Here is a 19,937-nt window from a genome sequence, read left to right as displayed (position 1 = left end):
AACAGACTCACGCTTTTTTTCAGGCCACTTTTGCTGCGGACTGGAAAACCTGGCGTCGTCATCTATTCTTAAAGTGCAAGGCGACTTAGCCTGCATTAATGCCAACTTTTAGCGCACGGCTCTCTCCCAAGAGCCATTTCCCTGGACCGAATACAGGAATCGTATTCGGTCTCTTTTTATCTGTTGAAAGTAAACGCCTTTTCCCATTGCGGACTTTAACAGATGGGCAACATTCTCTGTTCTTCGTTAAACCATACCACACTACGCCCGGCGGAAGTCCAGTGCTTTTTAGCGGTTTTGTTAAATTTTTGACTGTTACCGATGAAAGCAGATATTAGCGGCAAAAGCGCGCGCTGATGCCGCGTTCTATCTCATCAAGCAGTTGAAAACGCCGGCGGTATTCCGCGCGTTTTTTACTGGCAATGCTGTCGATCGCTTTGCGCTCCATACCTGCTGGCAAGGCCCAGCGAAATGCGCCGCACGGCTTAGCGCCCAGCGATTGCCAGAATTCGTCATAGCTGGCATGCAAATGACGACCTTTACTCAGGCGATAGCGCAGGGCGCGAAAAACGTGGCCTTCATCGCTCACACCATAAATGGCGCTGATACCCGACTGCTTCGCCAGATTGAAGATCGCTTCCAGGAGGATACGTTTTGGAAACAGGCCATAACAGGCGCGGGTGGCATTTTTGATCGTCTCCCGCCCTACGTCCTTACGCGGTCCCTGCAGACCGCCAATCACCAGCGCACTTTGGCCCTTTTCCTCAACGACGCTGAAGGTCAGACTCGCCAGCAGGGTGTTATCCCCGGCCCGCAGCCAGAGCGTGGTTTCGCCCTCGCGTTCGGCCTTCACCGCGCTGCTGGCGTAGATGGTATAGCTCGCATCCTCTTTAGTGGCGAACTGCAGTAGCGAAAGCGGAGTCGGGTTGCTAAAGCTCCGCGCCAGGCTGGCGTCCGGCAGCGCATCAAGCCAGGCATAATGGTGCAGGATGGCGTTGGCCCGCTCACCGGCATGTAACCCGCGAGTGAGATACTGACGCTGGGTTTTCACCGGCAGCGTAGTTTGTGCTTTTAACAACAGTGGAAAATCATCGCGACGGGAGAGTGTCTCCAGCATGCGGGTGGTAGAGGACCAGAACAGCAGGGAGCGCAGGAAAAATTTCAGCCGGTAGTCGCGTTTGTGCCACAGCGGGCCGGGCATAAAATCGCCTTTCGCCAGTGCGAAGATAACAGAAGAACGGTGCGTTAAAGACACCTCAGCAGGCAGGATGGTATTTGACACGATGAAGACCTCTTTATATTTCTGCAATTATCTTAAAGGCCATCGGATAATCATTTAAGCGTTGCTAAACCTTTATTTCCGCTTTGTTTAATGTCGATTGAGGTTATTCCGAACCCCTCTTTACCGCTCATCTTATTGTCAGCATCCCAGGGGCTATACTGATCATGAGGAGGCGCTATGTATCTCAATCTTGATGGTCATAAGTGGCGACACGTCTGGGTGGTAAGCGATCTTCATGGTTGTTATCAAATGCTTATGGCAGATCTGCGGCAGCGGCATTTTAACCCCTATGAGGATTTACTTATTTGCGTCGGCGATTTAATCGATCGCGGACCGGATAGCGTGAAATGCCTGCAGTTATTAAATGAAGCGTGGTTTTATGCCGTGCGGGGCAACCATGAGCAGATGGCGCTGGACGCGCTGCAGAATAATGATTTTGGTCTGTGGATGATGAATGGTGGCAATTGGTTAGCACAATTAAAGGGTGAACAGCAGGCGCAGGCGCTGGTATTGCTCAGGCGCAGTGAGACCTTGCCGTGGATTATCGAAATTGCCTGCACCAACGGCGTGAATGTTATAGCTCATGCCAATTACCCGTCGTCCCACTACGTGCGGGACAAGCCGGTCAACAAGCAGAGTGTCCTCTGGGACAGGGAGCGCCTGCGGGAACTGATGAACGGCAACGAGGCGGGGATCGCCGGGGCGGATCACTTCTGGTTCGGGCATACGCCGCTCAAAGCGCGTTATGATTGCCAGAACCTGCACTATATCGACACCGGGGCGGTATTTGGCGGCGCGTTAACTCTGGCGCAGCTACAGTGATTACAGGTCGGAATACTCCTGCGCCGGACGCCAGAATCCGTCGATAAAGTCTTCAACCGGATAACAGCCGCCGTGACGAATACGCTGATCGTCCATTGAGGCCTCACACTGCGGTTCGGTGCGATACACATCCACCACCAGATCTTCACAGCCTGCGTCCAGATAACAGATAAATAACACCAGTGCGTACATCATGCCCCTCAGCATTTACTACCATATTGATATTGTAGGGGATGATTCAGGGAAGAGGAGATTATGAGAATAAATAACCCGCCTGCGGGCGGGTTCTCTTTGAATCAGGCAAGGCGCATGATCCAGGCATCGGAACTTTGATCGTAATGCTCACGGTAAAGGACTGAGTGTTCGCCATCGAGGATTGCCGGGACGCTGGTGTCTGCATCCCATGCATCGAGCTGCATGCAAAGGTCGGGATCGGACTTGCAGGGGATGGTTAACGTTCGTTCGCCCTGCGTATCGCCGCTTAACTCGGCATCATCGATTTCGAATGCGCCAATGCGCACATTGGTTTTCGTCATAATGCTCTCCATGATCATGCTGTGTTCTGGTACGACCAGTATAGTCGCCCACTTTTCAGCCTGGTCAATGAAGAGCAAAAGCGCCAGTAAAAAAGTGCTTTTTTTAGCGCGCTTCACCGTTACCGGTAAACAAGCGGCCATCGCGAACCAGCTCGCGCGGATAGCTGTTTTTCAGTCGTGTGCCCACTTTTTTCGCCATGCCTATCGGGAAGCCCTGCCAGGTTACTACAGCATCATCCCCGGACGGGGTCTCCTGCGGCCAGACATCGCGTCCGCGATACCACTCTTCCGCTTCCGCCTGGGTTAAGGCAAAGGTGTTGTGCTGGCCTGCCAGCGCGATCACCGCTTCATGCTGCCAGCGATAGCCTTTGTTGTGCGTCTCCGCCAGGCGCAGGCCAAGACGGGAGAAGCGCACTTTGCCGATCAGCGGCTCAATCTCTGTCGGGAATAACCACACCTCTTTATCTCGCTGCCACAGACGCAGGTTGTCGTCCCAGAACAGGCCCGCCTGGTTAGCGGCGGCGGTAATCTGTTGGGCTTCGCGGGTTTTAAGGGGCGTGAACGGGAAGTTTCCGACCTTATATTTGGGAGCGGGCAGCGTTGCAACGGCGGCCTTTTTATGCAGGCGCGCCACGAAAAAGCCTTCGCAGTCGTAAATGTGCGGGAAGACGTGCAGGAAGCCTTCAGGCGTAACGCAGTCCCCGGCACTGGCGAACAGGTCGTTAAGCGGCAGGAATTCAACGGCATCCGGGTACTGCTCTTTCAGCCACAGACAAACGGCTTCGTTTTCATCGCGGTTCAGGGTGCAGGTGGAGTAGACCAGCGTGCCGCCCGGACGCAGGGCGTGGAAGGCGCTGTCGATAAGCTCGCGCTGGGTGGCGGCGATCTCCAGGTTGCTGGCAACGGACCAGTTCTTCAGCGCATCGGGATCTTTTCGCACCACCCCTTCGCCGGAGCAGGGGGCATCCAGCAGGATCGCATCAAAGGCTTCCGGCAGGGCGGCGCCAAACACGCGGCCATCGAAATGGGTGAGCGCCACGTTGCTGATCCCGCAGCGGCTGATGTTCGCGTGCAGCACCTTAACGCGACTGGCGGAGAACTCGTTGGCGAGGATTGCGCCCTGGTTGTTCATCCGCGCGGCGATCTGGGTAGTTTTGGAGCCGGGGGCGGCCGCCACGTCCATCACCCGGGCGGGCATATTGCCATCGGCAAACAGCGCAGCAACCGGCAGCATGGAGCTGGCTTCCTGAATATAAAAGAGCCCGCTCAGATGTTCTGCGGTACTGCCCAGCGGCAACGCCTCTTCGTCGTCACGCTCGATCCAGAATCCCTCTTCGCACCACGGCACAGGGGTGAGCTGCCAGCCGTAGGGGGCGACAAGCGTAAGGAAATCGGCCACGCTGATTTTCAGGGTGTTGACGCGCAGGCTGCGGCGCAGCGGGCGCTGGCAGGCAGCGATAAACGCATCAAGAGAGAGAGGGTCAGGCAGAGCCTGGCGCATTTGTGCCAGAAATTCTTCTGGCAGATAGACGGAACGTTGAGACACGAGCGCACCACAGGGAGTCAAAGAGGCGCGCAGTGTACCACAAACGCTCCGGTGGGTTGACACCGGAGCGTAGGGGTTATCGTGGCAGGGCCGTTCCCCAGGTGCGCCACTCTTTCGGCTCGCTCTCCTGCAGCAGGAAGTGCTTGCCAGGCTGAGATTTCGGCGCCAGCGGGGTGCCCGGCGGCGTCGCAAAGGCGATACCGCCGCGGATAAACTGATTAAAGGTCCCGGTTTTCACCACCCCGCCGGTCAGGCCGAAGTCGAGCGAGTAGCCGGAGGCCAGCCAGAAGACGGAGTTGTTACGTACCAGGTGCTGGTAGCGATCGCTGATACGCAGGGCCACCATCACCCGATCCGAGAGCGTCCCCAGCGACAGGCCGGTGACCGTACCCACTTCCATTCCCCGGAACAGCACCGGCGTACCGATATCGAGGGATGCAGCATCCGGCACTTCCACCACAATGCTCAGGCCATCGAGATAGCGTGAATCGGTAATGGTCGCCTCCTGCAGCTCGAAGTCGCGGCGCGATTTACCCTGTCCAGGCTCGACGTTGATATAAGGCTGGAGAATAGTATCAAGATGCTCAACGCCCGCCGCGGAAATCTGCGGGGTGATCACCGAGAAGCGCGTCCCGGTGCGGGCGAAGTTGTCAACATATTCCGGGTAGAGCACCGCCGTGGCCTGCACTTCATTGCGGGCGGTGATCAGCTTCAGGCTCTGGACCTGCCCGATATCGATCCCCAGATAGCGTATCGGCATCCCTTCGGAGAGCTTGCCCGCGTCAAAGGCATGCAGGGTAATCTGACTGCCGACAGCACGCGCTGCGGTCTCAGACGGATAGAGGATCCGCTTGTCGCCTTTACGCTGGCTGGCGCTGGCCCCGCTCAGGTTGTCGAAACTGATGGCCCCACGCAGGGCGCGGGAGAGCGGAGAGGCCTGCACCGTCAGGCCGCTGCCGTTAAGCTGCACTTTGGCCCCGCCTTCAGCCCAGAACACGCTGTTGCTGGTCAACAGCTTGCGGTATTCCGGTTTGATATGCAGTTCGATATCAAAGGCATTCGCGCGCGGGCGCACCAGGATCACTTCACCCACTTCGAATTTACGATACAGCACCACCGAGCCCGCCTGCACGTCCGGCAGCGTGTCGGCCACCAGCGTCAGGGTGGTGGTCGGCAGATCGCTCAGGCTGTTTTCCAGGGCTTTATCGAGGTTGGCATACAGCGGATAGCTGTCGCGCATGGCACCTTTCTCACCCGGCAGGATACGGATCCCGCCGCTGATCCACTCGCTGGCGCTGGCCGCCAGGAACTCGACGCCGTCGAGCCCGACTTTCACGTCTACCCGGCTGTTGACCACGAATTTACTGTCGCCATGCACCAGCTCGCGGTACTGCGGATCAATCGCCACCGCAAAGGTGACGCCTTTGCTGGTTAAGTTGCGCTCAAGCACCTGGCCAATCTGCACCCCGTGCAGAATCAGCGGCTGACCGGCGTCGATGCCGTAGCTTTCCGGCGCGTTGAGAGTCACGGTCAGCACGCCGGGTTTTTGCAGCAGCGCCTTATCGGCCGGGGCAATGACAAACTGGTTAACCGGTTCGCCGCCGCCCGGAATGAGCTCAAACGTACTGCCGGTCAGCAAGCTGCTGACGCTGGGGTTGCTGAGGGAGAGTTTCGGCGTACGCAATTCTATGCGGGTGTTTTTACGCAGCAGATCGACCACACTGGGGTCAACGGTCATCTCACCGGTCACCAGGCCGCCAGGGTTGAGCGTCATTTTGGTGAGCTGCCCGACCTGTAATCCCTGGTACATCAGCGGGGTGGAATCCTCCTTCAGGCCATCCGCGGAGGGGAGGGTGAGCTTCACAATCACGCCGCGCTGGCTGTGGGCCAGATCTTTATACAGGCCGAAATCATCTTCCTGGGTAGCGGGCTCAGAGCCTTCCGGGGAATCGAAGGCGATTGCGCCGTTCACCAGCGCCGCCAGGCTCTCAAGTTTCACTTTGGCCCCGCTCAGGCTCAGGTCGGCATCCACGCCGGAGACATTCCAGAACCGGCTGCCTTTTTTCACCAGCGAGGTAAAGCGCCGCTCAATCAGCACATCGATAACCACCCCCTGCTTGTTGGGGGTGATGGCGTAGTCATAGACGCGGCCAACGGGGATCTTACGGAAATAGACCACCGAGCCGCTGTTTAAGGAGCCCAGGTCCGCCGCATGCAGATGGATCATCAGATCGCCATTGTTAAGCCGGTATTTCGGCTGCGTGTCGAGGGCGGTAAAGTGATCTTTTGGCTCGCCTTTGCCCGGCATCATGCCGATATAGTTACCCCCGACCAGCGCATCCAGCCCGGAGACGCCCGCCAGCGAGGCTTTAGGCGTCACCAGCCAGAACTGGGTCTCATCGCGCAGGGCATCTTTCATATCGGATTTGATGCTGGCGCGAACCTCGATTTTATTCAGGTTCTTGTCCAGGGAAACATCCTGAACGGTGCCCACCTCAACCCCCTGAAAACGGACGGGCGTTCGGCCTGCAACGATGCCGTCGGCGCTCTGGAAGTCAATGGTGATGGTATTGCCGCGATCCTCGTAGCTGGTCCAGATTAACCAACCGGCGATCATCAGTGCGATAACCGGCAATAACCAGAATGGCGAAATACGACGTTTTGTTTTAACTCGCGCTTCAGTCGGCGAAGCTGGCGTTTCCTGACTCATGTGCATCCCAAAGTAAGCGGCTATCCAGCCATTCCACTGCAAGAATAGTCAAAATCACCGCAGAGCCGAAATAGAACGCTGCGGGTCCCATAGTAAAAGCAAGGAGCTGATCGCGATTGATCAGCGACATCATCAACGAAATAACAAACAGATCCAGCATTGACCAGCGGCCAATCCAGGTCACGAAACGCAACAACAGTATGCGGGTTCTCAGCCCCTGCTCACATTTGAAATGAATGCTCACGAGCAGAGTAAACATCACCACCACTTTGGTAAAGGGCACCAGAATACTGGCGATAAATACGATCGCCGCCACGGCGATGTTGCTGTGGGCCAGCGAGACGATACCCGACATGATGGTGTCCTCCTGCCGCGCGCCGTTGACATAAATCACCGAAATCGGCAGCAGGTTAGCTGGCAGCAGAAATATCATTGAGGCGATGAGCGCCGCCCAGCATTTCTGTAGGCTGTTATGCCGCCGCAGGCGCAGGGGAATATGGCAGCGCGGACAGCGGCCCCGTGCGTCGGGCTGGCCGGTATAGTGACAACCCAGGCAGACCCGCAGTGCCGGATCGTAGCGGGTGGCGGGGCGCTGGGGATAAAAACGCTCCCAGAGCTGCTCCACGTTGAGGTGAATCAAGGTCAGGACGCTCAATATCACCAGCGCGATAAAGGCGAACAGGCCGCCGCCCGGCTGCAGATAAGCGTAGTCCTGCACTTTGATTGAGGCCACGACAATCCCCACCAGGTAGATATCCAGCATCACCCACTCCTTGAGCTTCTCCAGCATCAGGAGCACCGGGCGCAGGTTCATCCCCAGAATATTACCGAACCACAGATAGGCTATCGCCGCCACCAGCACCACCGGCGCACCGACGGTACAGAAGAGCACCATGGAGGCCGTCAGGGGATCGCCCTGACGAGTCATCTGCCAGATCCCCTGCAACAGGTTCGCGTCGATGCGCACGCCCAGCAGGTGCAGTTGAAGCAGGGGCTCGCTCCAGGCGAAGGGCATCAGCAGCATCATGGTCACGGCCATCGCCGCCAGCCGGGTCAGTGACCAGTCGCGGCCATCGCGGATTTTTGCGTTGCAGCGCGGGCAGAAAGCACTTTGGTATGATTTCATCTTTGGCAACGTAAAAAGCGTATCGCATTGCGGACAACGCTGATAATGTGCACGAGGCAGCGCATCGCCAACCGCATGCACAGTGATCTTTTTCGTCGGCGTTATTTTCGGTGATTTAAGAGCCATCGGTCGCGCTAAAAAGGGATAGTTAATAGTTATCTTAACTCATGAATTGATTCATCTTGAGCATGAACGCAAATAATGCGTATTTTAATAGGCTATGCTGTAATTTTGTAAGACAACCAAGTGATTGAATAATGAACAAAACAGAATTCTACGCGGATTTAAACCGCGATTTCCAGGCATTGATGGCAGGTGAAACCAGTTTCCTGGCCACCCTGGCGAACACCAGCGCGTTACTTTTTGAGCGTCTGTCCGATGTGAACTGGGCCGGTTTTTATCTGCTGGAAGGCGACACGCTGGTGCTGGGGCCGTTTCAGGGCAAACTGGCCTGCGTCCGTATCCCGGTTGGGCGCGGTGTTTGCGGTACGGCGGTGGCGCAAAACCAGGTGCAGCGCGTGGATGACGTTCATGCGTTCGACGGGCATATCGCCTGCGACAGCGCCAGCAACGCTGAAATCGTGCTGCCACTGACAGTGGGAAATCAGATTATTGGTGTTCTGGACATCGACAGCACGGTCTTTAATCGCTTTACCCCTGAGGATGAACAGGGGCTGCGCGAGCTGGTAGGGAATCTGGAACAGGTTCTCGCCGCGACCGATTATCATAAATTCTTTGCGAGCGTCGCAGGATAATCAACGGATAACGTAGCATTTACGGATGGCGTCATTATAATGACGCCTGTTCATGCCTGCGGCTTGTCGGCAACGTCCGTTGTAATCAGGAAATTTCATGGAAAATCAACCTAAGTTGAATAGCAGTAAAGAAGTTATCGCGTTTCTGGCCGAACGTTTTCCTCAATGTTTTAGTGCCGAGGGCGAAGCTCGTCCCCTGAAAATTGGTATTTTTCAGGATCTGGTAGAGCGTGTTGAAGGTGAGATGAACCTCAGCAAAACCCAACTCCGCTCCGCCTTACGTCTTTATACTTCGAGCTGGCGTTACCTTTACGGTATCAAAGCGGGCGCAACGCGTGTTGACCTCGACGGCAACCCATGCGGCGTGCTGGACGAACAGCACGTAGAGCATGCGCGTAAGCAGCTTGAAGAAGCCAAAGCGCGCGTTCAGGCTCAGCGTGCTGAACAGCAGGCGAAAAAACGCGAAGCTGCCGCGGCCAATGGCCAGGAAGAAGCGCCTCGCCGTGAGCGCAAGCCACGTCCTGCACCGCGTCGCAAAGAAAATACCGAGCGTAAGCCTCGTGCTGAGCAACCAGCGGCAAAAGCCCCGCGTGCGCCTCGTGAAGAGCCGCGCCACACTCCGGTTTCTGACATTAACGCCCTGAGCGTCGGTCAGTCTCTGAAGGTCAAAGCGGGTAACAATGCTATGGATGCCACCGTACAGGAAATCACCAAAGATGGCGTTCGTGTACAGCTGACTTCTGGTCTGTCAATGATTGTACGCGCAGAACACTTGTTGTTCTAAAACGGAGGCCAAGCCCGGCATGAACACATTTTTTAAGCTCACCGCGCTGGCTGGCCTGTTTGCGATAACAGGCCACGCTTTCGCTGTGGACGAGATTACGCGTGTCGATCAGATTCCGGTTCTGAAGGAAGAGACTCAGCACGCGACGGTCAGTGAGCGCGTCACGTCGCGCTTCACCCGTTCGCACTATCGTCAGTTCGATCTCGACGAGGCTTTTTCGACAAAAATTTTCGACCGCTATCTGAACCTGCTGGACTACAGCCATAACGTCCTGCTGGCGAGCGATGTCGAACAATTTGCCAAAAAGCAGACTCAGGTCGGGGATGAGTTACGCAGCGGCAAGCTGGACCTGTTCTACGACCTGTATAACCTGTCGCAGAAACGCCGTTTTGAGCGCTATCAATACGCGCTTAAGGTGCTTGAACGTCCAATGGACTTCACGGGTAACGACACCTTTAATCTTGACCGCAGTAAATCGCCGTGGCCAAAAGATGAAGCCGAGCTGAATCAGCTGTGGGACAGCAAAGTTAAGTACGACGAGCTGAGCCTCAAACTCACCGGTAAGGATGAGAAAGAGATCCGCGAAACGCTGACCCGCCGCTACAAATTTGCCATTCGTCGCCTGGCGCAGACCAACAGTGAAGATGTTTTCTCGCTGGCGATGACCGCCTTCGCGCACGAAATCGATCCGCATACCAACTATCTCTCTCCGCGCAACACCGAGCAGTTTAACACCGAGATGAGCCTCTCCCTTGAAGGGATCGGCGCGGTGCTGCAGATGGACGACGATTACACCGTCATTAACTCCATGGTTGCCGGCGGTCCGGCTGCTAAAAGCAAGGCGATAAGCGTAGGCGATCGCATTGTGGGTGTCGGTCAGGTTGGTCAGAGCATGGTCGATGTCATCGGCTGGCGTCTGGATGATGTGGTTGCCCTGATCAAAGGGCCGAAAGGCAGTAAAGTCCGTCTGGAAATTCTACCAGCGGGCAAAGGCACCAAGACCCGTATCGTTACCCTGACCCGCGAGCGCATCCGTCTGGAAGATCGCGCGGTGAAAATGTCGGTGAAAACCGTAGGTAAAGATAAGGTTGGCGTGCTGGATATTCCTGGTTTCTATGTGGGCCTGACGGACGACGTCAAAGTGCAACTGCAGAAGCTGGAAAAACAGAACGTTAAGAGCGTTATTATCGATCTGCGTACCAACGGCGGCGGCGCCCTGACCGAGGCGGTTTCGCTCTCGGGTCTGTTTATCCCGTCCGGTCCGGTGGTACAGGTTCGCGACAATAACGGTAAAGTGCGTGAAGACGCCGATACCGATGGCGTCGTCTACTACAAAGGGCCGCTGGTGGTGCTGGTCGATCGCTTCAGTGCTTCGGCCTCAGAGATCTTTGCTGCCGCCATGCAAGATTATGGCCGCGCGCTGATTGTTGGCGAACCGACCTTCGGTAAGGGCACGGTACAGCAGTACCGCTCTCTGAACCGCATTTACGATCAGATGCTGCGTCCGGAATGGCCAGCGCTGGGCTCGGTACAGTACACCATTCAGAAGTTCTACCGCGTGAATGGCGGCAGTACCCAGCGTAAAGGGGTGACCCCGGATATCATCATGCCGACGGGAACCGAAGAGACCGAAACAGGTGAGAAGTTTGAAGATAACGCGTTGCCGTGGGATAGCGTGAACGCTGCCACCTTCGTGAAATCGGGCGACATGACTCCGTTTGGTCCGGCGCTGCTGAAGCAGCACGACGATCGCATCGCCAAAGATCCTGAGTTCCAGTACATCATCAAAGATATTGCCCGCTTCAACGCCCTGAAGGCGAAACGCAATATCGTCTCTCTGAATTACGCGCAGCGTCTGAAAGAGAACGAAGAGGATGATGCAACACGTCTGGCGCGGATTAACGACCGCTTCAAACGTGAAGGAAAGCCAGCCCTCAAAAAGCTGGACGACCTGCCGAAGGATTATCAGGAGCCGGATCCCTATCTTGATGAGACGGTGAAAATCGCTATCGATCTGGCGAAACTGGAAAAAGAGAAGCCCGCCGGGAATCCCGCTCCGGCTAAATAATCTCCCCTGACAGGCACAAGAAATTGTGCCTGTTTTTTTGTTAACCGCATCCTGCCGTCAGGCATTCCTTTTATTGTGTAAAGTTGTGTCTTTCTGGTGACTTACGCCGCTGCAATCCTTGAAAATATACGGAATACCCATACGATGTGGGTAATCGCATAGTGCGTTTTGTTAAACTGAGGTTAAAAGAATATTATGATGCGAATCGCGCTCTTCCTGCTCACCAACCTGGCGGTCATGGTGGTCTTCGGGCTGGTGCTCAGCCTGACAGGAATTCAGTCGAGCAGCGTTCAGGGTTTGTTAATTATGGCGCTGCTGTTTGGTTTTGGTGGCTCCTTTATCTCACTGCTAATGTCCAAGTGGATGGCACTGAAGTCCGTTGGCGGTGAGGTTATTGAGCAACCGCGTAACGATATGGAACAGTGGTTGATGACCACCGTTGCCAACCAGTCCCGTCAGGCGGGTATCGCCATGCCGCAGGTGGCAATCTATCACGCGCCGGATATCAACGCCTTTGCCACCGGCGCGCGTCGCGACGCCTCTCTGGTTGCAGTGAGTACCGGCCTGTTGCAGAACATGAGCCGTGATGAAGCCGAAGCGGTTATCGCCCACGAGATCAGCCACATTGCTAACGGCGATATGGTGACCATGACCCTGATTCAGGGTGTAGTGAACACCTTCGTAATCTTTATCTCGCGTATTATTGCCCAGATTGCCGCAGGGTTTATGGGTGGCGATCGTGAGGAAGGCGAATCGAGTAACGGTAACCCGCTGATCTACTTCGCGGTCTCTATGGTGCTGGAACTGGTATTTGGTATTCTGGCGAGCATTATCACCATGTGGTTCTCCCGTCACCGTGAATTCCACGCGGATGCGGGTTCAGCCAAACTGGTGGGGCGCGAGAAGATGATTGCTGCGCTGCAGCGTCTGAAAACCAGCTATGAACCGCAGGAAGCCTCAAGCATGATGGCATTCTGCATTAACGGTAAATCAAAATCGCTGAGCGAGCTGTTCATGTCTCACCCGCCGCTGGATAAGCGTATTGCAGCGCTGCGTAACGGTGAATACCTGAAATAACGGCTGGGTTTGCTAATAAAAAAGCGCGTCTGAAGACGCGCTTTTTTTATGCCTGCGAACGAGGCTGGCTCACCCGCAATCCGCTGATGATGGCCGCGACGATAGCCAGCGTGCCGGCGGTCAGCAGCGCCAGATGCGTGCCGCTTTGTCCGGCCAGGTTGAACATCAACGCCACCAGCGCCGCGCCGGTACTCTGTCCCAGCAGGCGGGCGGTGCCCAGCATCCCACTGGCGCCGCCGCTGCGATGGCGGGGGGCTGAGGTAATAATGGTATGGTTATTCGGTGACTGAAACAGGCCAAAGCCCGCCCCGCACAGCACCATCCGCCAGATAATATCCAGATCGTGAGGTGCCGCAGGCAGCAGGGCGAGAGCGAAAAGACCTGTCGCCATCACCACCAGACCCAGTGCGCCCAGTAACCCCGCATGCACCCGTTCAATCAGATAGCCCGCCAGCGGCGCCATCACCATCGTTGCCAGCGGCCAGGGGGTTAGCAGTAGTCCTGTTTCCACTTCCGAGCGGCCAATCACGCTCTGCAGGAAGAAGGGCAGAGAGACCATCGCCAGCATCTGCGCGCAGAAGGAGCAGATGGAGGTGCAGATGGAGAGGGAGAAGAGCGGAATACGCAGCAGATCTACCGGCAATAACGGCACCGGCAGTGCCAGCTGGCGACGCACGAAGAAGAAGCCTACCACCAGCAGCGCCACGACCTCGCCCGCAATCAGCGTCAGCGACTGTCCCTGGGCGAAGCCGCTCAGGGCGGTGATCAGCAGGCCAAAGGTGAGGGCGTTCATGACCGCGCTCGGGAGATCGAATTTTGGCATACTGCTTTTCGGTCCGTTGGCGGGTAAATAGCGCAGGGCGAACAGTAACGCCACGATCCCAAGTGGAACGTTGATTAAAAATAGCCACTGCCAGGACGCGACCGAGAGGATGGCCGCGGCAATCGTCGGGCCCGCCGCCGAGGAGACGGCAACAATAAAGGAGTTGATCCCCATGCCCCGGCCCAGATGTCGCTGAGGATAGATGAGGCGGATCAAGGCGGTATTCACACTCATCAGCGCCGCCCCGCCGAACCCCTGCATGATACGCGCCAGCGTCAGCATGTGCAGCGTATCTGAAAGGGCGCAGAAGAGGGATGTCAGCGTAAATACCGCCAGCCCGCACTGATAAACCCGGCGGTAGCCAAACATATCTCCGAGAAACGAGAACGAGAGCAGCGAGATAACAATGGCTATCTGGTAGGCGTTAACGATCCATATTGAGCTGGCCGGGGAAGCATTCAGGTCGCTGGCAATGGTTGGCAGGGCGACGTTGGCGATAGCGCCATCCAGTACAGCCATTGAAATACCGATGATAATGGTGGCAATAGCGCCATAGCGTTGCGGCAGCGGCAGGCCATCTTTAAGGGGTGTAGTCATGAAAATTTATTAGCAGTGGGGGTTATTATTAACAGGGTAACGATATTATCACTGTTATTTCGGCTGTATGTCGCAGATTTGTAACCAGGTAAAGCAGGATTGATTGCAGCAATGCATGAGCGAATTTATAATAAAAACCGGTTCTGAATTTTATAAAACACTTGCGTTGAGGTGATTAATGGCAATCGCGGATTTGGATAAACAGCCAGATTCTGTTTCATCCGTGTTAAAGGTGTTCGGCATCCTGCAGGCGCTAGGTGAAGAGCGCGAAATCGGTATTACTGAGCTGTCCCAGCGTGTGATGATGTCAAAAAGCACCGTTTATCGCTTTTTACAGACCATGAAATCACTGGGTTATGTTGCACAGGAAGGCGAGTCTGAAAAATACTCCCTGACCCTGAAGTTATTTGAACTGGGCGCTCGTGCGCTGCAGAACGTCGATCTGATCCGTAGCGCGGATATTCAGATGCGCGAACTCTCCCGTCTGACGAAAGAGACGGTGCACCTGGGGGCGCTGGATGAAGACAGTATCGTCTATATCCATAAAATTGACTCCATGTATAACCTGCGTATGTACTCACGCATTGGCCGCCGTAACCCGCTCTACAGTACCGCTATCGGTAAAGTTCTGCTGGCATGGCGCGACCGTGATGAAGTGAAGCAGATCCTTGAGAACGTGGAGTACAAACGCAGCACTGAGCGTACCATTACCACCACTGAAGAGCTGTTGCAGGTGTTGGATAAAGTTCGTGAGCAGGGTTATGGCGAAGATAACCAGGAGCAGGAAGAGGGCCTGCGCTGCATCGGCGTTCCGGTATTCGACCGTTTCGGTGTCGTTATTGCCGGCCTGAGTATCTCTTTCCCGACGCTGCGTTTCTCTGAAGAGCATCTGCACGAGTACGTTGAAATGCTGCACACGGCGGCGCGTAAGATTTCTGAACAGATGGGTTACAACGACTATCCGTTCTGATTGAAAACGCCATAAAAAAACGCGGCCAGATGGCGGCGTTTTTTTATGCATTGGATCAGCCGTTATCGATCACTGTCTCGCTCTTTCGCAGGAGCGGGCAGCGGGAGAGTCCGATAATACCGCTGTCTGAATGAATATACTGCGCCGTGCTGACGCCGCGGGCGGTGAGATACTTGCACTGGATCCCGAGCCCGCCTGCATTCTCTTTACTGCCGATCAAGACGCCGTAGCCCGCGAGCAGTACACCCGTCCAGACCAGTGCTATAACAATCAATGTGCGAATAAAAAAGCGCATCATTACCTCATTTTTTGAATAACTGCCGCTTAGCGTAATCGATACACTTACTTTAACAAGTCTATGATTCCGAAAGCATCGCCTTCGCGTTACAGTTAGGCATGGTTTAAGTTGCGCATGATAACCTGGCATCAGGCAGTTACGGTACGGAGAGTGGAGTGAAGAAAATACGCTGGGTTATTCTGGTCTTAGTGTTAGTGGCCTGTGTTTTGCTTTGGACGCAGACCATCAATGTGATGTGCGACCAGGATGTACAGTTCTTTAGCGGTATTTGTTCTATTAATAAGTTTATCCCCTGGTAGTTGTCATTTTTATCGCAAGTGATTTCCTTCCTTAACGCGAGTGGTAAAATAGGCGCTTTTATGGGGGAGTGAAATGGGTGAGTTAGTCAATTCCGGGATGTTCAGCGTGGCATCTCTGGCGATTTCGGTCGTACTGCTGGTTGCGGGCCTGGTGCTGTGGTTTTTTGTCAATCGCGCGAGCTCCCGTACCAACGAGCAGATCGAACTGCTGGAGAAGTTAGTCGACCTGCAGAAACGACAGAATGTCCTGCTGCGTCGGCTGTGCGAAGCTAATGAACCGGAAGAGAAAGAGGTACCAAAAGCGCCAGAAGAGACGGCTAAGAGCCAGGACGATGACTTTATTCGTCTGGTAGCCGAACGCTAATCGGTCAAGGGAGGTGAGTATGGCCTGGCGTAATCCCTGGTATAACCCCTCCCTTGCGCATCATACCCCGCAGGGTTTCCGCAATCTGGATGCCCCTGTCCGTCAACCCGGCGATGTAGAACGCTGGCGCAAGGCGCGTAAAGCCGCCGGGTTGCCCAAACCGCCTTCAGAAGGCTATGACGCCTTTATCCGCCAGTGGTGGCAACCCGTTACGCTCAACACCCTTGAAGAAGATGGCGTCTGGTGGCTAGGCCACGCCAGCCTGCTGCTACGTCTGAACGGAAAGTACATCCTCACCGATCCGGTCTTTTCACGGCGCGCCTCGCCGGTGTCATTTGCCGGGCCGATAAGAAAAACGCCCCCGGTGATGAGTGTCGCGGCGCTTCCGCCACTTGATGCCGTTGTCATTTCCCATAACCATTTTGATCACCTGGACTCCGCCACGGTGCGCCAGCTTCTGCGACGCTTTCCGCAGTTGACCTTTTTTGTGCCTTTAGGACTAGGGGCGTGGTGTCGCCGCCGTGGGGCGAAACAGGTTATCGAACTGGACTGGTGGCAGAGCTATGTTTTCGAAGGGCTGGTGTTTACCGCCGTACCGGCGCAACACTGGAGCATGCGTAGCCTCTGGGATCGCGATCGCTCGTTATGGTGTGGCTGGGTCTTTGAGAGCGAGAGGCAGCGCTTCTGGTTTAGCGGCGATACCGGTTTTACCCCGGAGCTGTTAACCATTCCGGAGCGATTGGGAAAATTAGATGCCGCTGCCATACCTGTCGGAGCCTATGCACCACGTTGGTTCATGTCGATTCATCATATGGATCCGCAGGCGGCGGTGAACCTCTGGCAACAACTGGGCATGCCGCTGGCGATCCCGATCCACTGGGGTGTCTTTGAACTGGCAGATGAATCACTGGATGAGCCCGTCAGAGAGCTCGCGCAGGCACTGGCAGATATCTCCCCGCGCAGCGATAACTTTCATCCTCTGCGCATTGATCAATATTTATCCTTGTAAACCGTTACTGGTTCAATTAGCGAATATTCTTTATTAAACCGACAGGTGTCATATTTTATTTTAATCGAAACGTTTTGATTGCCTTTTTTTGAGGCAGGTTCATAAAAATATCATTATTTTGGTGCATAGCGAATTACCAGTTTAGGTGTATATAACTTAAACAAGCGAAGCGATATACAATGTTTTTTTCCTGCAACAATCCCTTGTCGTTACGATCAATTCAGCATAACTTTTCACGAAAAGTTCTAAATGAAATAGCGACCACAGAAATTCTGGCGCGCTTGCTGGACGATATGAAGTTATTGAGCTAATGTAAAAAAGTCTTTGATAACAGCGCTTATCCTGACAGCGACTGGGCAGGCAACATTTTGGTCTGGTATACACTGAACGTGCATTACTGTGCAGATTGTGGCAAGTCAGTCTCGGAATTTGTGCGGCTGATCGAGACACGTTTAAAAATGGCTTGCCATTATTTAAGTTGTATGTGATAACACGGTTTGGGTCAAACGAGGTACAGTTCTGTTTATGTGTGGCATTTTCAGTAAAGAAGTCCTGAGTAAACACGTTGTCGTTGAATACCGCTTCTCTGCCGAACCTTATATTAGTGCCTCAAGCAGTAATGTCTCAGTTTTATCTCAGTTAATGCCCGCGGGCTAAGAAAACATTCTAAGGAATTTTGCAAATGGCAAAGATCAAAGGTCAAGTTAAGTGGTTCAACGAGTCTAAAGGTTTTGGTTTCATTACTCCTGCTGACGGCAGCAAAGATGTATTCGTACATTTCTCTGCAATCCAGGGTAACGGCTTCAAAACTCTGGCTGAAGGCCAGAACGTTGAGTTCGAAATTCAGGACGGCCAGAAAGGTCCGGCTGCTGTTAACGTAACCGCTATCTGATCGAACCCCTGCCTGATCTGAAGCGTCATAACGTTTCAGTTGCAGAGATATAAAGCCTCGCCTGTGCGGGGCTTTTTAATGGATATTTTTCAAAGTATTACCACATGCGTCGCTGTTAGCAGTTTGTTTCAAAGCTACGAGAGTATTAGCATTGTTTTCACCCTCACGGCTCAAATTTGCCGTTAAATCAGGGCGTTGTTACTCAGCCCTGGAGCCCTGGTGAAAAAGAAACCCGTCAATTCCGCAGCAAACTTCACCCCGTTACGTTTTGCTCTCCTCTGTCTGGTAATTTTAGGCAGCCTTCTCTTTCTTCTTGGTCGTGTCGCCTGGTTGCAGATTGTTAAACCCGACCCGCTGGTTAAGCAGGAAGATATGCGCTCCCTGCGTGAGGTCGCCATCAATGCCCCCAGAGGGATGATCATGGACAGGGAGGGGAGACCGCTGGCCGTGAGTGTGCCGGTGCGGGCGGTGTGGGCGGATCCGAAAACGGTGCTGGCAAAAGGGGGAGTGGGTTTTGACGCGCGCTGGCAGGCATTAGCCAGTGCGCTACATCTGTCGCTCCCCACGCTTGCGGCGCGCATCAACAGCAATCCACATGGCCGTTTTATCTATCTGGCCCGCCAGGTAGATCCCGCTCAGGCCCAGTGGATCGCTAAACTCCGGCTGCCTGGTATCAGCCTGCGTGATGAGTCGCGCCGTTTTTACCCGGCCGGACACGTGGCGGCTAACCTGATCGGCTTTACCAATATCGACGGCCAGGGCATCGAAGGGATCGAGAAAAGTTTTAACGCGCAGCTCACCGGCAAACCCGGTCTGCGCCGTGTGCGTGAGGATCGCTTCGGACGCGTGATCGAAAATATTACCGAAGTGCCGCCCGTTCCGGCGCATAACATCCAGTTGAGCATTGATGAGCGGCTGCAGACCATCACGGAAGATGCGCTGGACAATGCTGTCGCCTGGAATAAAGCGGAGTCGGGAGCAGCGGTGCTGATCAACATCCAGACGGGCGAGATCCTGGCGATGGCCAACTACCCGGATTTCAATCCCAACAACCGCGAGGGTGCCACGCTGAACGATTTTCGTAATCGCGCCATCAGCGACACCTTTGAACCCGGCTCTACGGTCAAGCCGCTGGTGCTGATGACCGCCCTGCAGCAGGGGCTGGTGCAGCCAGACAGCGTGATCGACACCCATCCCTACACCCTGGCCGGACACCGCATTCGCGACGTCGGTTACTACCCGGAGCTGACGCTGACCGGTATTCTGCAAAAATCGAGCGACACGGGTGTGTCGCGCCTGTCGCTGGCAATGCCGATCCAGCGACTGCTGGATACCTACCACGGGTTTGGTTTTGGTCGTTCCACCGGACTTGGATTGACGGGGGAGAGCAGCGGCCTGCTGCCGGAGCGTAAATTCTGGAGCCAGCTCGATCGCGCCACCTTTGCCTTCGGCTACGGCCTGATGGTCACGCCGTTACAGCTCGCCCACGTCTACGCCACTATCGGCAGCTATGGCCTGGAACGTCCACTCTCTATCACCCGCATCGATCCGCCGGTTATGGGTACCCAGGTGATGCCCGCGTCGATTGTGAAGGAGGTGGAACATATGATGGAAAGCGTGGCCCTGCCGGGTGGGGGCGGCATCAAAGCCGCGGTGCGTGACTACCGGGTGGCGGTGAAAACCGGCACCGCGAAGAAAATCGACGATGGCGGTAATTATGTCGACAAATATGTGGCCTATACCGCCGGTGTCGCACCGGCCAGCCGTCCTGTATTTGCCCTGGCGGTGGTGATTAACGATCCGCAAAACGGTGCCTATTACGGCGGGGCGGTTTCGGCACCGGTTTTCAGCCAGATTATGGGCGACGTGCTGCGCATCGAAAACATCAAGCCGGATGGACTCCCGGCCGATTCCAGCCATCTTATCGTCATGCGTTAAGCAAGGCGTTTTATAGCGGGGCGATTAGCGGTACACTTTCG

The 19,937-nt window shown here is 55.1% G+C and carries 19 protein-coding genes and 1 pseudogene; 12 read left to right on the top strand and 8 right to left on the bottom strand.

Annotated elements, in window-relative coordinates:
* Window positions 1-334: 334 nt before the first annotated feature.
* Entirely contained in the window at window positions 335-1,282 is a 948-nt protein-coding gene (locus GNG26_RS13655; protein ID WP_231604118.1) for a VirK/YbjX family protein, read from the bottom strand.
* 177 nt (window positions 1,283-1,459) lie between these two features.
* On the opposite strand from GNG26_RS13655, the gene pphA reads away from it, so the two are divergent.
* The gene (gene pphA / locus GNG26_RS13650) at window positions 1,460-2,104 is read left to right on the top strand and encodes a protein-serine/threonine phosphatase (protein ID WP_156239119.1); all 645 of its coding nucleotides are present in this window, start codon (window positions 1,460-1,462) and stop codon (window positions 2,102-2,104) included.
* Here pphA and GNG26_RS13645 read toward each other — a convergent pair whose 3' ends face one another.
* The 5 genes from GNG26_RS13645 to yebS form a co-directional block, all read right to left on the bottom strand.
* Entirely contained in the window at window positions 2,105-2,296 is a 192-nt protein-coding gene (locus GNG26_RS13645) for a YebW family protein (RefSeq protein WP_039030805.1), read from the bottom strand.
* 104 nt (window positions 2,297-2,400) lie between these two features.
* On the bottom strand, window positions 2,401-2,640 hold the full coding sequence (locus GNG26_RS13640) for a YebV family protein (RefSeq protein WP_103181101.1): 240 nt from the start codon (window positions 2,638-2,640) through the stop codon (window positions 2,401-2,403).
* 103 nt (window positions 2,641-2,743) lie between these two features.
* On the bottom strand, window positions 2,744-4,186 hold the full coding sequence (gene rsmF / locus GNG26_RS13635; protein WP_156239117.1) for a 16S rRNA (cytosine(1407)-C(5))-methyltransferase RsmF: 1,443 nt from the start codon (window positions 4,184-4,186) through the stop codon (window positions 2,744-2,746).
* 76 nt (window positions 4,187-4,262) lie between these two features.
* A complete protein-coding gene (locus GNG26_RS13630; protein WP_156239115.1) occupies window positions 4,263-6,896 on the bottom strand; it encodes a PqiB family protein in 2,634 nt (877 codons plus the stop codon).
* Window positions 6,865-8,148: a membrane integrity lipid transport subunit YebS gene (gene yebS / locus GNG26_RS13625; RefSeq protein ID WP_156239113.1), complete on the bottom strand. Its 1,284-nt coding sequence runs from the start codon at window positions 8,146-8,148 to the stop codon at window positions 6,865-6,867. The genes GNG26_RS13630 and yebS overlap by 32 nt, the downstream gene beginning before the upstream one ends.
* Before the next feature lie 131 nt (window positions 8,149-8,279).
* Here yebS and GNG26_RS13620 point away from each other — a divergent pair, with 131 nt between their 5' ends.
* The 4 genes from GNG26_RS13620 to htpX all read left to right on the top strand — a co-directional run bounded on the left by GNG26_RS13620 (window position 8,280) and on the right by htpX (window position 12,706).
* A complete protein-coding gene (locus GNG26_RS13620; protein ID WP_156239111.1) occupies window positions 8,280-8,777 on the top strand; it encodes a GAF domain-containing protein in 498 nt (165 codons plus the stop codon).
* A gap of 97 nt (window positions 8,778-8,874) precedes the next feature.
* Window positions 8,875-9,561, top strand: a complete 687-nt coding sequence (proQ, locus tag GNG26_RS13615) for an RNA chaperone ProQ (protein ID WP_103822362.1) — start codon at window positions 8,875-8,877, stop codon at window positions 9,559-9,561.
* Window positions 9,562-9,580: 19 nt separating this feature from the next.
* Window positions 9,581-11,629: a carboxy terminal-processing peptidase gene (gene prc / locus GNG26_RS13610; RefSeq protein ID WP_156239109.1), complete on the top strand. Its 2,049-nt coding sequence runs from the start codon at window positions 9,581-9,583 to the stop codon at window positions 11,627-11,629.
* Between the two features lie 195 nt (window positions 11,630-11,824).
* Entirely contained in the window at window positions 11,825-12,706 is an 882-nt protein-coding gene (gene htpX, locus GNG26_RS13605; RefSeq protein ID WP_103180037.1) for a protease HtpX, read from the top strand.
* A 46-nt stretch (window positions 12,707-12,752) separates the two neighbouring features.
* On the opposite strand, the gene GNG26_RS13600 is transcribed toward htpX, so the two are convergent.
* Window positions 12,753-14,126: an MFS transporter gene (locus GNG26_RS13600; protein ID WP_114314644.1), complete on the bottom strand. Its 1,374-nt coding sequence runs from the start codon at window positions 14,124-14,126 to the stop codon at window positions 12,753-12,755.
* Window positions 14,127-14,304: 178 nt separating this feature from the next.
* Here GNG26_RS13600 and kdgR point away from each other — a divergent pair, with 178 nt between their 5' ends.
* Window positions 14,305-15,096: a DNA-binding transcriptional regulator KdgR gene (gene kdgR, locus GNG26_RS13595; RefSeq protein WP_039030796.1), complete on the top strand. Its 792-nt coding sequence runs from the start codon at window positions 14,305-14,307 to the stop codon at window positions 15,094-15,096.
* A 55-nt stretch (window positions 15,097-15,151) separates the two neighbouring features.
* Here kdgR and GNG26_RS13590 read toward each other — a convergent pair whose 3' ends face one another.
* Window positions 15,152-15,391 (bottom strand): YobH family protein, encoded by a 240-nt coding sequence (locus GNG26_RS13590; RefSeq protein WP_103822359.1) that lies wholly within the window; start codon window positions 15,389-15,391, stop codon window positions 15,152-15,154.
* Between the two features lie 158 nt (window positions 15,392-15,549).
* Between GNG26_RS13590 and mgrB the strand changes: the two genes are divergently transcribed.
* The 6 genes and pseudogenes from mgrB to ftsI all read left to right on the top strand — a co-directional run bounded on the left by mgrB (window position 15,550) and on the right by ftsI (window position 19,896).
* Window positions 15,550-15,693, top strand: coding sequence for a PhoP/PhoQ regulator MgrB (gene mgrB / locus GNG26_RS13585; RefSeq protein WP_103180034.1), 144 nt, complete (start codon window positions 15,550-15,552; stop codon window positions 15,691-15,693).
* Window positions 15,694-15,766: 73 nt separating this feature from the next.
* Entirely contained in the window at window positions 15,767-16,057 is a 291-nt protein-coding gene (locus GNG26_RS13580) for a YebO family protein (protein ID WP_114386423.1), read from the top strand.
* 19 nt (window positions 16,058-16,076) lie between these two features.
* Window positions 16,077-17,066, top strand: a complete 990-nt coding sequence (locus tag GNG26_RS13575) for an MBL fold metallo-hydrolase (protein WP_156239107.1) — start codon at window positions 16,077-16,079, stop codon at window positions 17,064-17,066.
* A 525-nt stretch (window positions 17,067-17,591) separates the two neighbouring features.
* Window positions 17,592-17,736: pseudogene (locus GNG26_RS13570) on the top strand (DUF2627 domain-containing protein).
* 12 nt (window positions 17,737-17,748) lie between these two features.
* Window positions 17,749-17,958 (top strand): transcription antiterminator/RNA stability regulator CspE, encoded by a 210-nt coding sequence (gene cspE / locus GNG26_RS13565; RefSeq protein ID WP_001062678.1) that lies wholly within the window; start codon window positions 17,749-17,751, stop codon window positions 17,956-17,958.
* Window positions 17,959-18,177: 219 nt separating this feature from the next.
* Window positions 18,178-19,896, top strand: a complete 1,719-nt coding sequence (ftsI, locus tag GNG26_RS13560) for a peptidoglycan glycosyltransferase FtsI (protein ID WP_156239105.1) — start codon at window positions 18,178-18,180, stop codon at window positions 19,894-19,896.
* Window positions 19,897-19,937: the final 41 nt, after the last annotated feature.

The organism is Leclercia sp. J807, assembly GCF_009734465.1.
Taxonomy (GTDB): Bacteria; Pseudomonadota; Gammaproteobacteria; order Enterobacterales; family Enterobacteriaceae; genus Enterobacter.
The sequence above is the reverse complement of the archived record's forward strand: the minus strand, read 5'-3'. Positions and strand labels throughout refer to the sequence as shown.